The following is a 14,199-nucleotide window of genomic DNA, read 5'->3' as shown; positions in this document are numbered from 1 at the left end:
ATTATACCCGTTCGCTTGAAGAAAGGTCGTCTGAAAACCTGATTGTCCGGTTTTCAGACGACCTTGAAGCGGAACTGAAACTCAAAATTTACGGCTGACGGCGCAGGCGCATGGTTTTGCCGTTTTGCTCCAAAATCAAATCATTGCCGTCAAAACGATAGTTCCACACGCTTTTCATGTTCAAGAAAGCCTCTTCCAGCTTCATGTCTTCACACAGCATCATCGTCGTGGCAATCGGACCAAAATCAATTTTACCCGCTCCGGCTTCCTGCGCTTGAAGCGTCAAATGATTGCAACCCATCTTGCCATGCGCCTTGGGCATTTTGCTCAAATCCAAAAAAGCCGTTCTGCCCGCCAAATCTTTTTCGGTGAATTTGTCGAAAGAAACCACAAACCATTTCGCTGCCAAAGCCGGCGTTGACGCTTGACGCGGTTCGGATGGTTTTTCAGACGACGTGACAGGTTGGGACGGCTGCGGTTTTTCAGCAGGCGAAGTACAGGCGGTCAGAATGATTGCGGTCATAAGGGTGGGGATCAGGATTTCCATGATTTTGCCTTTCTAACGTGAGGTCAGCTAAAAGGTCGTCTGAAACCGCTTCAGCGAAACCCGCTACGCACTTTTCAGACGACCTCTTTATCTTTACAGCGTCGAATCCAAAGCTTTGGAAATATCGTTCCAAATATCGTCCGCATCTTCAATGCCGATGGAGAAGCGCAGCAGGCCGACTTTGATGCCCATTTCCATTTTCACATCATGCGGCACGCCGCTGTGTGACTGGGAATAGCAATGGTTGACCAGACTTTCGACGCCGCCGAGGCTGGACGCCATTTTGACCAGTTTCATGTTTTTAATCACGCTGTTTGCCGCTTCGCGCGTGTCGTTTTTGAGGTAAACCGTTACCACGCCGCCTATGCCTTTAGGCATTTGGGTTTTCGCCAGTTCATAATGTTCGTGAGACGGCAGGCCGGGATAGAACACTTTTTCCACGGCGGGATGGGCTTCAAGGCGGCGGGCGATGTCGAGCGCGTTTTTGCAGTGCGCCTCCATGCGCAAGGCGAGCGTTTTGATGCCGCGCAACACCAGCCAGCAGTCCATCGGGCCGGCAATCGCGCCGGTATGCACCATCATGTCGTGCAGCGGTTTCGCCAGTTCTTTGGTTTTGACAGCGACGATGCCCATCAATACGTCGGAGTGTCCGCAAAGGTATTTGGTGGCGGAGTGGAACACGATGTCGCAGCCCATCTCCAGCGGCTGTTGCAGATACGGCGTGGCGAAGGTGTTGTCGATGCCGACCAATGCGCCGGCGGCGTGGGCTTTGGCGGCAAGCGTTTTGATGTCCACCAATCTCAAAAGCGGATTGGACGGGGTTTCCAGCCAAACCAGTTTCACCTTGTGCGCGGCAAGCAGTTCGTCCAAGCGGTCGGGGTTGCTCAAATCGGCAAAGACAACGTTCACGCCCCACTCTTTATATACGTCAACCAGCAAGTCATACGCGCCGCCATAAATATCGGCAACGGCGACGATGGTGTCGCCCGGACGCAGGAATGTACGCCACACGGCATCAATGCCCGCCATGCCGCTGGAAAAGGCAAAACCCGCCGCCCCGCGTTCCAAATCGGCAACCGTGTCTTCCAAAACCTGACGGGTCGGATTGCTCAGGCGCGAATAGCGGTAGGGAACCTGCTCGCCGATTTCGTGCAGCGCGAACATACTGTTCTGATAAATCGGCGGCATCAGCGCGCGGTTGTGTTCGTCGCAATCGTAGCTGGAATGGATGGCTTTGGTGGCGAATTTCATCTCGGTTCAACCTTATAAAGATATGAATAATTCAGGATTTTATCACTATCCGAAAAATAGAAACAATCAATGCGGACACGGTTTGCAAGTGATATAATCTCGCATTTGCAAAACGGACGGCATGAATCCGTTTCCAAACGACACACACCCCAACAATCCGACAATTAAGGACAAACAACGCATGAACGCCATTGCAGACGTGCAATCCAGCCGCGATTTACGCAATCTGCCGATTAACCAGGTCGGTATCAAAGACCTGCGCTTCCCGATTACTTTAAATACCGCCGAAGGCAGCCAATCCACCGTCGCCCGCCTGACCATGACGGTTTTCCTGCCCGCCGACCAAAAAGGCACGCATATGTCGCGCTTCGTGGCGTTGATGGAGCAACAAACCGAGGCTTTGGATTTCGACAGGCTGCACAAACTGACCGCCGAAATGGTTGCCCTTTTAAACTCTCATTCCGGCAAAATCAGCGTTTCCTTCCCCTTCTTCCGCAAAAAATCCGCACCTGTTTCCGGCATCCAATCCCTGCTCGACTATGACGTTACCCTGACGGGCGAAATCAAAAACGGCGCATACAGCCACAATTTGAAAGTCATGGTACCCGTAACCTCTTTGTGTCCGTGTTCCAAAGAAATTTCCCAATACGGCGCGCACAACCAACGCTCGCACGTTACCGTCAGCCTGACCGCCAATGCCGAAGTCGGTATCGAGGAAATCATCGACTGCGTGGAAGCGCAGGCAAGCTGCCAGCTTTACGGACTGCTCAAACGCCCCGATGAAAAATACGTGACCGAAAAAGCCTATGAAAACCCGAAATTCGTGGAAGACATGGTGCGCGACGTAGCCACCGCGCTGATTGCCGACGGACGCATCGAAAGCTTCATCGTCGAGAGCGAAAACTTCGAATCGATACACAACCACTCGGCTTACGCTTATATTGCTTATCCTTAAACAAGCAAAAAAAACAAGCAAAAAAATCGGAAAGGTCGTCTGAAAACCGGAAAATCAGTTTTCAGACGACCTTTTGTGTCGTGGATTGACTTCATAGAACTTCATTTAGGACAAGTGTAACGTCCTTCTTATATTCAGTTTAAATCTTCTACCCGGTTGACTGAATTATCACAGTCGCCCCAACTCCCTTTGCAGGGCTTGGATGTTTTGCTGGCGGTCGAGCACCGTACTTTGCAGGCTGCTGATTTCCTGTTGGTTGATATGACCGCCTTTGGCTACGCGGGCTTGCGCCAGAGATTTTTGCGCTTCGCCCAATGCTTTACGCTCGTTGCTCAACTCTGTTTCCAAAATCGAACGGCGGCTAGTGCTGCCGGGCGACTTGGGCGCAGGCGTTGCTGCGACTTCAGGAGCCGGACGGATGGGCGCAGGTGCAGGATTTGCCTTAGCGGTATTTTTAGGTGCAGGTTTTGCGTTGCCGGCTCGTTTTGACGGAGCTTCGGCAGCAGGCTCGGGCATTTCTAAAGCGGGAGCATCGTAGCGCGTGCTGCTGTATTTGCCTATGGTCGGTAAATCTGCCGAATGGCAGTTTGAGGATGGGCGCGAAGTATAGACAACTTCGCCGTTGACTGTGCAGGTATAGATTTTAGAGGAAGCTTGTGTGCCTGATGCGGCGGCAAACATCAGCAATGAAGCTGCCAATGCGTGGAATGATTGTTTCATGGTAAGGTCGTAATGTGGAATAAGTAATTGTTCGATAGATATTGAATTCAGTTGTAATAGTATAACAATGCCAGCATATTCTCTCAAATAGGACGGCTGACTTTTTTAATTTCAAACCAAACCGTCTCATTCGTTATAGCGAAAATTGCCTCACTCGTTTTCAGACGACGTTTTTGCGGCTTTATCCGATTTTTTGGCGCGTGATTTGGCGTTTTTGCTCTTTGTCTCTTGCTCTTGCGCCTTTTCCCGCGATTTTTCTTTTGAACGCGCCTTCTTGGGCTTGGCCGCCTTTTCTTCGGTATCGCTACTTAATTTGTTGATTTTCAGACGGTATGCACCGCCTTGGTGGCTGCTGATTTTGGGCAGATCCGCGCCTGTGCAGTTTCCCGATGGTTCGGATGTGTAGGTTTTGCTGTTACCGGAATGGCAGCTGAAGACGGCTGCTGCGGTGTGGAGGGATAAGCCCAAAATGAGGGAGGATGCGACGATAAGTGCCCCTTGCTTGATTCGTGAACGCATATGTTTTCCGTAGTTTGAGTTTTCAGACGATCTATTTTTGTTTTTATAGTGGATTAACTTTAAACCAGTACGGCGTTGCCTCGCCTTAACTCAAAGAGAACGATTCTCTAAGGTGCTGAAGCACCAAGTGAATCGGTTCCGTACTATCTGTACTGTCTGCGGCTTCGTCGCCTTGTCCTGATTTAAAGTTAATCCACTATATACAGTCCGACGATCTGAAATGACCATTCCGAACTGTATTTTTGGCGGCTTCTGAAGGCAAGTACGGAAACCCTCGCTGCGAAGTATTTATAGTTGTGTAAATTCTGCGTCGATTTCCGTCAGGATTTGCTCTAGCTCCTCCTGCCACAAAAGCCAGTTTTCTTCTATTTGTGTTAATTTTACTTTAATTTCTGTTAATTGTGTGAGGGTTTGTTGTAATTTTGTTTTATTTTCGTCCGAATAGGCTTCTTCTTGTGCCAAAAATGTTTCACATGCTGTTTGAATTTCGGAAAGCTGTGCCATTTCTTTTTCGGCTTTGTCGATTTTCTGCTGTATCGGCTTGCCGCGTCGGGCTTTTTCTTGACGGATTTGTGCTTCGATACGCTTGGTGTCTTTGCGGTTTTGGCTTTGCGCGGAAGCGGCAGGCGCGGTTGTGGCGTTTTCCTGCGCCAACCTCCATTGACGATAATCGTTTAAATCGCCGTCAAAGTTTTTCAGACGACCTTTGTCAATCAGAAGGAAGCTGTCGGTAGTGGCTTCAAGCAGGCTGCGGTCGTGTGATACGACGATTAAGGCACCTTGGAAACTTTGCAGCGCGAGCGTCAGGGCGTGGCGCATATCCAAGTCCAAATGGTTGGTCGGCTCGTCAAGCAGCAGCAAATTCGGTTTTTGCCAGATAATCATGGCAAGGGCGAGGCGGGCTTTTTCTCCGCCGGAAAAGGGTTCGGTTTTCTGCAACGCCATATCGCCGACAAAGTTGAAGCCGCCGAGGAAATTTCGGATTTCTTGTTCGCGCACTTCGGGAGAAAGCTGCTGAATGTGCCAAACAGGGCTTTGGTCGGGGCGGATAGTGTCGAGCTGGTGTTGGGCAAAATAGCCGATATTGAGTTTTTCAGAACGGACGATGCTGCCGGAGAGCAAATCGATTTTGCCTGCCAAAGCTTTGATAAACGTAGACTTACCGCTGCCGTTGACACCCAATAGCCCGTAACGTGCGCCGCTCTCCAGCGACAGGGTAATGTCATGCAGGACGGTTTTGCCTTCGTAACCCAAATCAGCGTGTTCCAGCTTCAGCAAGGGATTGGGCAGATGGTCGGGATTATAAAACTCAAAGGAAAACTCGCTGTCCAAATGCGCGGGAGCGATGCGCTCGAGCTTCGTCAATGCCTTCATACGGCTTTGCGCTTGAACGGCTTTGGTGGCTTTGGCTTTGAAGCGGTCGATAAAGGATTGCAGATGTTTGATTTGTGCCTGCTGTTTGACATAGGCGGCTTGTTGCTGCGCCAAACGTTGCGCGCGTTCGTTTTGGTAAAAATCGTAATTGCCGCCGTATTGCGTGAGCTTTTGCTGGGACAATTCGATGGTTTGGGTGGTGGCCGCATTGAGGAAGTCACGGTCGTGGGAAATGATGATTTGCGTGCAGGGTAAAGAGGCAAGGTGGTTTTCCAGCCACAAGACGGTTTCCAGATCCAAGTGATTGGTCGGTTCGTCAAGCAAGAGCAAATCGGCGCGGCAAATCAGGGCTTGCGCAAGATTCAGGCGCATACGCCAGCCGCCTGAAAAGGATTTGACGGGACGGCTGTGTTCTTCTTGCGAAAAACCCAGCCCATTCAACAATTTCGCTGCACGAGCCGGCGCGGTATAAGCGTCGATTTCTTCCAATTTGGCATGATATTCCGCCTGTTTCATGCCGTCATTTTGCGCTTCCGCCTGCGCCAAGGTCGTCTGAAAAGCCTGCAACTCGGCATCACCCTGTAAAACGTAGTCCAACGCAGAGATGTCCAAGTCCGGCGTTTCTTGGGAAACGGAAGCCATCCGCCAATTTTTCGGAATCGAAATATCGCCGCCATCCTGCGTGATTTCACCCTTGATTAAGGCAAACAGGCTGGATTTGCCCGTCCCGTTTTTACCGATCAAACCGACCCGCTGACCGGGATTGACGGTGGCGTTGGCTTTGTCGAGCAGGACTTTCAAACCGCGTTGCAGGGTGAGGTTCTTGATTTCAATCATGATGGTAAGGGACGGGCGGAAAAATGGGAAAGGCGGTATTTTATAGCGAAAACAGCGTGATGTCGCCGTTCGTTGGTGCCGTAGCGTTTCAATGTAAATCCATGATGAAAAAAGGTCGTCTGAAAACGGAGGATGTTTGAGCGAAACCCGCTATATCCGTTTTCAGACGACCTTTGATGTAACGAAACGGCTTAATGTCGATAATCCGCCGAATCTTTACGGATTTGTTGCAGAAATTTCCGCGTACGCTCATGTTTAGGGTGGTCGAACAACTCTTTCGGACTGCCCTGCTCTACAATGACGCCGCCGTCCATGACGACGACGGTAGTGGCAACTTCCAGCGCAAACTTGATTTCGTGGGTCACGACAACCATCGTCCAGCCTTCTTGCGCCAATTCCTTCATGGCGTTCAATACGTCTTGCACCAATTCGGGATCCAGCGCGGAAGTGGGTTCGTCAAACAACATCAGCTCAGGCTGAATCGCCAGTGCGCGGGCAATACCGACGCGCTGTTGCTGACCGCCGGAAAGCTGGTAGGGATAAAGGTTAACCTTGTCGCCCAAGCCGACTTTTTCCAGCAATTTCAAAGCTTCTTCGCGCGCTTGGGCGGCAGGTTTGCCTTGTACGGCAACCGGACCTTCCATTACGTTTTCCAACGCGGTTTTGTGCGGGAAGAGATTGTATTGTTGGAACACCATGCCGGATTTGCGGCGCAATGCCAAGATGTCGTGCTTTGTCATTTTTTTGGAAAAATCGATTTTCAGCGGTCGCTCGTTGTCGAACTCAATTTGTCCGTCTTCAGGCATTTCCAGCGCGTTTAAGCAGCGCAGAAACGTCGTTTTACCCGAGCCTGAAGGTCCGAGGATGACAACCACCTGCCCTTTACCGACATCCAAATCGATGCCGCGCAAAATGGTGTTTTCGCCGAAGGTTTTGCGGATATTGCGGATTTTAATCATGGCTTCTCCTTATTTGGCGACATAGCGGTCGAAGCGTTTTTCCAAGCGCGCCTGAATCAGGAACAGCACTTTGCAGAAACACCAGTAAACCAATGCGGCTTCGATATAGACAGGCAGGAAGTCGTAGGTACGGTTTGCCGTTTCCTGCGCGACGCGGAACAGTTCCGTTACCGTCACCACCGCCGCGAGCGAGGTATTTTTGAACAAGCCGATAAACTCATTGCTCAAAGGCGGCACGGCGACGCGGAATGCCTGCGGCGCGACGATGCGGCGGAAAGTCTGCATATAGGTCATGCCGATGGAGAAACCCGCTTCCCACTGCCCTTTCGGCACGGACAAAATCGCCGCGCGTATGGTCTCGGAAGCATATGCGCCGACATTGAGCGAGAAGCCGATGATGGCGGCAGGAATCGGATCGATGAAAATACCGACGGACGGCAGTCCGTAAAACACAATCACAAGCTGCACCAACAGCGGCGTCCCCCTGATGATGGAAATATAAGTTTCCACCAGTTTCAGCAGGATTTTCCGCACGATGCCGCCCGAAGGCATAATCCGTACCAAAGCCACGGCGATGGCAATCACCATCCCGATCAGGAACGACGCCACCGCCAGCGGCAGCGAGACCATAAAACCGGCTTTGACCATAGGCAAAAACGCGCTGACAATCATATCGGCGCGTGTTTCCGTCATAAACGGCAGCGAAGCAAGAAAATTATTTAACACTGATGTCTTTTCCGAAGAATTGTTCACCCAGTTTTTTCAGCGTGCCGTCGGCTTTCAGCTCGTTAATTGCCGTGCTAAATTTCGCCACGGCTTCGTCATTGCCTTTATTGACAATCAAGCCGGAACCGACTTTTTCATCGGCAGGCGCAGACCAAACGATTTTCACGCCGGCATTCGGGTTTTTCTTCAGATAGTCTAAAACTGCCAACTCATCGTTCAAAGTCGCATCGGCGCGTTTTTGTTCAATCAGGGTCAGCGATTGCGCCAAACCGTCCACCGGTACGAGTTCCGCACCCGCAGCTTTGGCTTTTTCGCCGTAGTTGCTGGTCAGGGATTGTGCGGTTTTGACGCCTTTGATGTCGTCGATGGATTTGATATTGCTGTCTTTGCGCGCAACCAAAACCGCACCGCTCCAGCTGTAAGGTTCGGATTTGTCGAATGTCGCTTGGCGTTCGGGGCTGGTCAGGCCGACTTGGTTTGCCACCACGTCGAAACGTCCCGCCTTCAAACCCGCCATCATCGAATCCCATTGCGTTTCTTTAAATTCGACTTTCACGCCCAGTTTGTCGGCAACGGCGCGGGTAACTTCCACATCGTAGCCGGTCAGCTTGCCGTCTTTGTCGTGGTAGGTAAACGGCGCGTAAGTGCCTTCGGTACCAACGGTAATCGTACCTTTATTGTTGATACGCTCGATTAAAGAACCGGAAGCGTTGGCAGATTGGGCGGGAGCAGAAGAAGACGCGCTGCCGCCCTCTCCGCCGCAGGCTGCCAAAACCAATGCGGTCATGCCGCCGAGTACGAATTTTTTCAACATAATCCTCTCCTGAAGAAAAAGTGTGCAAGGGCAGCATTCTAAGTGAAATTACGGCAAACACAAAGAATACTTTCTTATAACGCTTATTCCGAAACGGATAAAGGAAGCCGTAAAACCATCATTTTTCAAGCAAAGATCCTCTGAAAAGGAGGATGAGCTGCTCTTTTCTGCTTTCAGACGACTCTCTTTATCATCCGCATCATGATTCGGCTTGATATTCGCAATGATGGTGCTGCGCGCAGATTCAAAGGGAATGGCGTTCTGTTTTGCCTGCGCCTTGCTACCTTAAATGAAAACGCAGAGATGACCGGGACATAGCAAAGGTCGTCTGAAAAATCGAAATCCGATTTTCAGACGACCTTTTTTTGTCTTAAATCGCTGCACCATAAAAATCAACTCAATGACTTACAACGATTTCAAGCGGTTCCAAAACGCCCTGACCTGACCGCTATATAAATCAGCGGACGTACAATACGCAATTTCCAAACCACATTGACCTTGCGTCCCATATTTTTTAATACATTGGTTCAACGCAGTCTGATGGACGCTTTTAAAACGCGGAGAAGTAATGGCAACTACATTTTCCGCCGTCAGACCGCCTTGCGCTTTCGGATAAGCGAGCGCAATACAGGTATTGTGAAGCGGAATAACCGACTTACACCCCGTCGCCTGCCCCTGCTGCACGCCCGAAAGGGTATCTTGTGCGCGGCAGAAAGCCTCCAATTCGGCATTTGCTTCCAGTTGCGAAGCATTTTCTTTGGTTGTTTTAAGCTGTACGGCACTGCCGCCATCCGCAGGATTCTGCCACATGACCAAGTAGCCATAAGTATCCGCCGCCCCCGCAGTACCTGCACATACGGCAAGAAGCAATGCAATAACTGTTTTTTTCATATTCATCCCTGATTACTTTATTTACATCGGCTGTTGTCATTATAAAACAAAAGAACAGCATGATATATGCCCCTTTCAGACGACCTTGTCCTGCTCGGACGGACTAAAGGTCGTCTGAAACGACTTATTCCTGCGGCTGCTTTCTGTGTTTCACACATTCTGCGGCATATTGCTCACCCCAGCGGTGCATCGCCTCGATGACGGGCATCAATGTCCGTCCGAACGCGGTCAACGAATACTCCACCTTCGGCGGCACCTGCGGATACACTTCGCGATGGACAATACCGTCGTACTCCAACTCGCGCAGCTGCAACGTCAACATCCGCTGGGTAACGCCCGCCAGCAGACGCTGCAATTCGTTGAATCGTCGGGTTTCCCCGTGTAAATAATATAAAATCAATACCTTCCACTTGCCGCCGATAATATCCAAAGTATTAACGACCGGACAGCAGGCGCCGTGTGTCGGTTCTGTTTCCGCCATTATTTACCTCCGAATAACAGTATAAAAATTGTGCGTACTTGCGAATAAGTTTGTACCCCATATAATACATGCAACAAAGTATGGCAACCATGACATTATTAATTTCATTACACAAAGGTCGTCTGAAAAGGTTTCAGACGACCCCGCAAGAAGGAACCTCATCATGCGCAACGTCAAACAAATCTACCGTGCAAACAGCCAACACTGGGTCGGCGACGGCTTCCTCGTCCAACCCTTGTTCTCCCACATGGGGGACGACCGCGGCACCAACCCTTTCCTGATGCTCGACTACGCCGCACCCTATGAATTTTCCCCCAACGAAGCCCGCAGCCCGCGCGGTGTCGGCCAACACCCGCACAAAGGCTTTGAAACCGTTACCATCGCCTACCACGGCGAAGTGGCACACCGCGACTCCAGCGGCGGAGGCGGCATCATTTACGAAGGCGACGTGCAATGGATGACCGCAGGCTCGGGCATCATCCATGAAGAATTCCACTCCGAAAACTTCAGCAAAAAAGGCGGACTGTTTGAAATGGTCCAACTTTGGGTCAACCTGCCCGCCAAAGACAAAAACACGCCGCCGCGCTATCAGCATCTCGCCAAAGCCGGTATCCCCGTGGTTGAGTTCCCTGACGAAGCAGGCTGCCTGCGGCTGATTGCCGGAGAATACAAAGGCGTAAAAGGCGCAGCCGACACCTTCACCGAAATGAACGTCTGGGACATCGTTTTGAATGACGGTAAAAAAGCCGTATTGGAAATACCTGAAACCCACAACCTGTCCATGGTCGTCCTGCGGGGCAACGTTACCCTAAACGGCAAAGAGCAGGCAGGCGCAGGACAACTGGTCGGCTTTGAGAAAAGCGGCGGCAACGTACACATAGAAGCCGGCAGCGAAGAAGTCAAAATCCTTTTGCTCTCCGGCGTCCCGATTGACGAACCTGTCGTCGGCTATGGCCCGTTTGTGATGAACACCGCCGAAGAAATCCGCCAAGCCATCAGCGATTTCAAAAGCGGCAAATTCGGCAGCATAAATTAAACAGTCCAAAGAAATCTTAGCTATGGGCAGCCTACCTGTCTTCCGGCTTAATTATATTTTTATTTCAGATTGTCTCAATTGCTGGGACAATTTCTTTTTGTCTATGAAATATGGCTCGACTAAACGATACAAACCTTTGTATGCAAGCCTGTTGACACTTAATTACTTACGCAGTTAATTTTAAAGAAGCTCCGTAGGCGATTTGATTGTCAACAAGGACTCTGCTGCCCTCAAAACAAGAAATAACCGCGTCTCTGCCCAACTTTCCCGCGCAGAACCGGAACAACCTGGAACAACACCGTCGCCAACGTACAAACGTTTCCGAAGAGCTGGCATTGGAACGTGAAAAACGCGCCAACAAACGAGACCAAATCAACGGTGCAATGGGTACCGCTGCCGGTGCTGTCGGTCTGATTGGCGGTATCGCAGGTACTGCCGCTTTGATCAAAGCTTGGTTCTAATTTAGCAGGTATTCGTAAAAAACGACCGGTACAGCGTATCGGTCGTTTTTCTTATTCTCAGCCTCATAGGCTAATTGAGTTTAAACTTTCTAAATACCGCAGTTTAAACTTGTCCATCCTTTATTAAGTCATAGATAAAACCTAAAAGGTCGTCTGAAAACCCAAACCGGTTTTCAGACGACCTTTATCTATTCAATACCATCAAGCCGCTTTGCGGTGGTAATGCCGTAGTGCGTGTTCTTTGCGCCGTCCGCTACTGAATGCGGATACGCGTTTCAGATAACCAATAACGCGGGTGCCGTAGTCGATGTCGTGCGAACCGCAGGCGGAACAGGCGTGCAGGGTACGTTTGTCGATATGGCCGCATTCGTTGCAGATGGTAATGCGCACGTTCACGCAGAAGTAGTTGCAGCCGGTTTGCGCGGCGATGTCCAAGAGCGAGCGGTAGCCGGATTCGGGCAGGGCTTCGTCGAGGTTCAGGTGCAGCGCGGAGCCGCCGTCGAGCCAGTCCACCAGTTCTTTGCCGTGCAGCAGGAATTTGTCGAGCGCGTTGATTTCTTCGTCTTCGACGACGTAGAAATAGGAGTTGTAACATTCGCGGCTGACTTTGTAGCCGTCGGCTTTGTCCCATTTGGCGTTTTTCACGCCGAGGTTTTCGGCGGGAACAAACTCGGTGTTGAACTTCACGCCGTAGTGTTTGCTGGCGGCTTGATTGGCTTCAAATATGGTTTTCAGACGACCTTGGACGAAGTGGATGTAATCGTCGTTGTAGCCGACTTTGATGCCTTGCGATTCGGCGGCTTCCGCCATGCCGTTGATGCCGATGGTGAGGAATTGTTTGTCCAGGGTGATGAAGCCTGCATCGTAAACGGGCAGCATTCCGGCGGCTTGGTATTCTTCCATCAGTTTGCGGTAGGCGTATTGGTATTTGTGGATTTTGCCCACTTCGGCGGCAAGATCGCGCCCGTCTTGCTCCAATCGGTTCATGTTGATGGTGATGACATTGATAGAACCGGTCGCCACGCCGCCCGCGCCGAGTGTGTAGCTGAAGGTGCGGTCTTCGATGGCGTTGCGCAGGCGGCAGCAGGAAGCCAACGAGTCAGGGTTGTCGGAAAGATAGACGAAGAAGGAATTGCCTTCCGCCAACTCTTTCGCCATTTCGTCGGCGAACACGGTGTCTTTGCATTTGCCGCCGTCGGTCAGCATCGCAGCGGTCACGACGGGGAAAGTCAAAACGGCTTTGGTGCGCTCCTGATTGAACCATTTGAGGAAGAAGTTTTGCAGCTTCGCCACGCTCGCCCACACCGGTTTGCTGAAATCGGGAAAGACGAAATCGCCGAACATCGCGTCGAAATAGTATTGATCGTAAACGGAAATATTCCAAAATACGCTCTGATAGCCCCGCGCGGCTGCGGGCTGGTTGATGCTGTATACCACCTGCTGCATATGGTTGGCGATTTCTTTGCCGTGGGTTTCCAAATAATCGTCGCCGTAGTCTTTGCGGGCGAAGTAATCGAAATAGGTCAGAAACTCCACCGTCGCCACCGCGCCGGCAAACTGCGCGCTGATAGCAAACACAAGATTGATAAATGAGCCGCAAAACGAAGCCAGATGCTGCGGCGCCTTAGATTCGCCGCCAAGTTTGCTTAACCCGTCGAGCAGGAAAGGATACAGCGTAACCGACACACAATAAGGCTTGAGGCTGGTTTCGTCGTGCACATAAATCTCATGCGCCTCAATCTGGCGGATGTATTCGTCGGCAACGGATTGGTCGAAAATTTCGGCGATTTTGCGCGACACTTGGGCACGGTTAATCTGCACGAAAAAGTCTTTCATGATTTCCGCTTCCATCGTAGCGATGTTTTTCTGGGTAACGTTGGCATTGGCGTCCATTTTCGAGCCGTCTGCCGCGTTTTGCGCGCTGATGTAGTCGTGCATGAATTGCAGTTTGCCGTTTAACTGTTCGGGATGCAGCCGAATCATGTTAATTCCTCCTGTGTGGGTTGGATAAAAAGCCTCAGGCCGTCTGAAAAGCGGCCGCCTGCGGCTGAGTCGTAATCGGGATGATTTTGGGCGCGGGTTTGTCTTTGATAAACAAGCTGTTCAACACCTCGCCCGTGCGCAAATCGATAAATTTCTGATTGGTTGTCGGGCTGTCCAAGCCACCCAGCTCCATCTGCCAACGGCCGGTTTTCAGATACGTCAGATAAGGCAGGATGCCGTCTGAAACCGCCTCCAGCTCCTCACACTCCAAACCGGTGTACAAACAGGCTTTCAACCCCGCCTGCGTCACGATGCCCAACATTTTCTGCAAGGCTTCCGGCTGCCATTCCCCGCCCATAAACAACACGCAGCTAATCAGCCCGCGATAGCGTTTCAGACGACCTCTCAAATAATCCTCGGTCAATTCCGTGCCGACACCCTCTTTCCACGCATCGGCACTATGGCAGCCCTTGCAGCGCAGCGGGCAGCCGGAAAACAGAAACGCCAGCGACACTTCACCCGGCACTTCCTGCCAGACAATTTGCTCGATTGTGAATTTCAACGCTGCCATGACTTGCCACGCATAAATACAATATATGGTGTGAATTAAATCATAAGAACACAAGATATGGTATTTTTATTTAA

Annotated in this window: 14 protein-coding genes and 1 pseudogene; 3 read left to right on the top strand and 12 right to left on the bottom strand. The window is 51.0% G+C overall.

Features of this window, described 5'->3' with window-relative positions:
- Positions 1 to 88: 88 nt before the first annotated feature.
- Together RSJ68_04085 and RSJ68_04080 are read right to left on the bottom strand one after the other, a co-directional pair.
- Positions 89 to 547 carry an META domain-containing protein gene (locus RSJ68_04085; protein ID WNU97915.1) on the bottom strand — a complete coding sequence of 153 codons (459 nt, stop codon included), beginning with the start codon at positions 545 to 547 and terminating at the stop codon, positions 89 to 91.
- A 93-nt stretch (positions 548 to 640) separates the two neighbouring features.
- Entirely contained in the window at positions 641 to 1,798 is a 1,158-nt protein-coding gene (locus RSJ68_04080; protein ID WNU97914.1) for a PLP-dependent aspartate aminotransferase family protein, read from the bottom strand.
- Between the two features lie 181 nt (positions 1,799 to 1,979).
- On the opposite strand from RSJ68_04080, the gene folE2 reads away from it, so the two are divergent.
- Entirely contained in the window at positions 1,980 to 2,753 is a 774-nt protein-coding gene (gene folE2, locus RSJ68_04075; protein ID WNU97913.1) for a GTP cyclohydrolase FolE2, read from the top strand.
- A 168-nt stretch (positions 2,754 to 2,921) separates the two neighbouring features.
- Here the strand turns inward: folE2 and RSJ68_04070 are convergent, their stop codons facing one another.
- The 8 genes from RSJ68_04070 to RSJ68_04035 all read right to left on the bottom strand — a co-directional run bounded on the left by RSJ68_04070 (position 2,922) and on the right by RSJ68_04035 (position 10,074).
- Positions 2,922 to 3,473 (bottom strand): hypothetical protein, encoded by a 552-nt coding sequence (locus tag RSJ68_04070; protein WNU97912.1) that lies wholly within the window; start codon positions 3,471 to 3,473, stop codon positions 2,922 to 2,924.
- 150 nt (positions 3,474 to 3,623) lie between these two features.
- The gene (locus RSJ68_04065) at positions 3,624 to 3,992 is read right to left on the bottom strand and encodes a nucleolar protein (protein WNU97911.1); all 369 of its coding nucleotides are present in this window, start codon (positions 3,990 to 3,992) and stop codon (positions 3,624 to 3,626) included.
- Between the two features lie 288 nt (positions 3,993 to 4,280).
- On the bottom strand, positions 4,281 to 6,203 hold the full coding sequence (locus tag RSJ68_04060) for an ATP-binding cassette domain-containing protein (GenBank protein ID WNU97910.1): 1,923 nt from the start codon (positions 6,201 to 6,203) through the stop codon (positions 4,281 to 4,283).
- A gap of 191 nt (positions 6,204 to 6,394) precedes the next feature.
- Positions 6,395 to 7,162 (bottom strand): amino acid ABC transporter ATP-binding protein, encoded by a 768-nt coding sequence (locus tag RSJ68_04055; protein WNU97909.1) that lies wholly within the window; start codon positions 7,160 to 7,162, stop codon positions 6,395 to 6,397.
- A 9-nt stretch (positions 7,163 to 7,171) separates the two neighbouring features.
- Positions 7,172 to 7,888 carry an amino acid ABC transporter permease gene (locus tag RSJ68_04050; protein WNU97908.1) on the bottom strand — a complete coding sequence of 239 codons (717 nt, stop codon included), beginning with the start codon at positions 7,886 to 7,888 and terminating at the stop codon, positions 7,172 to 7,174.
- Positions 7,878 to 8,702 carry an amino acid ABC transporter substrate-binding protein gene (locus RSJ68_04045; GenBank protein ID WNU97907.1) on the bottom strand — a complete coding sequence of 275 codons (825 nt, stop codon included), beginning with the start codon at positions 8,700 to 8,702 and terminating at the stop codon, positions 7,878 to 7,880. Before RSJ68_04045 ends, RSJ68_04050 begins: the two co-directional genes overlap by 11 nt.
- A 405-nt stretch (positions 8,703 to 9,107) precedes the next feature.
- On the bottom strand, positions 9,108 to 9,593 hold the full coding sequence (locus RSJ68_04040; GenBank protein WNU97906.1) for a DUF4189 domain-containing protein: 486 nt from the start codon (positions 9,591 to 9,593) through the stop codon (positions 9,108 to 9,110).
- A 124-nt stretch (positions 9,594 to 9,717) separates the two neighbouring features.
- Complete coding sequence (locus tag RSJ68_04035; GenBank protein ID WNU97905.1) at positions 9,718 to 10,074, bottom strand: helix-turn-helix domain-containing protein; 357 nt, start codon at positions 10,072 to 10,074, stop codon at positions 9,718 to 9,720.
- A gap of 163 nt (positions 10,075 to 10,237) precedes the next feature.
- On the opposite strand from RSJ68_04035, the gene RSJ68_04030 reads away from it, so the two are divergent.
- Together RSJ68_04030 and RSJ68_04025 are read left to right on the top strand one after the other, a co-directional pair.
- On the top strand, positions 10,238 to 11,110 hold the full coding sequence (locus tag RSJ68_04030; protein WNU97904.1) for a pirin family protein: 873 nt from the start codon (positions 10,238 to 10,240) through the stop codon (positions 11,108 to 11,110).
- Between the two features lie 190 nt (positions 11,111 to 11,300).
- Positions 11,301 to 11,571 (top strand): annotated as a pseudogene (locus tag RSJ68_04025) (hypothetical protein).
- Positions 11,572 to 11,772: 201 nt separating this feature from the next.
- On the opposite strand, the gene nrdD reads toward RSJ68_04025, so the two are convergent.
- Both nrdD and nrdG read right to left on the bottom strand, forming a co-directional pair.
- Entirely contained in the window at positions 11,773 to 13,554 is a 1,782-nt protein-coding gene (gene nrdD, locus RSJ68_04020; protein WNU97903.1) for an anaerobic ribonucleoside-triphosphate reductase, read from the bottom strand.
- Between the two features lie 34 nt (positions 13,555 to 13,588).
- Positions 13,589 to 14,125, bottom strand: a complete 537-nt coding sequence (nrdG, locus tag RSJ68_04015; protein ID WNU97902.1) for an anaerobic ribonucleoside-triphosphate reductase activating protein — start codon at positions 14,123 to 14,125, stop codon at positions 13,589 to 13,591.
- Positions 14,126 to 14,199: the final 74 nt, after the last annotated feature.

This window comes from Neisseria sp. DTU_2020_1000833_1_SI_GRL_NUU_006 (assembly GCA_032388755.1).
Taxonomy (GTDB): Bacteria; Pseudomonadota; Gammaproteobacteria; order Burkholderiales; family Neisseriaceae; genus Neisseria; species Neisseria sicca_C.
This window is presented reverse-complemented; position numbering and strand designations above follow the sequence as displayed.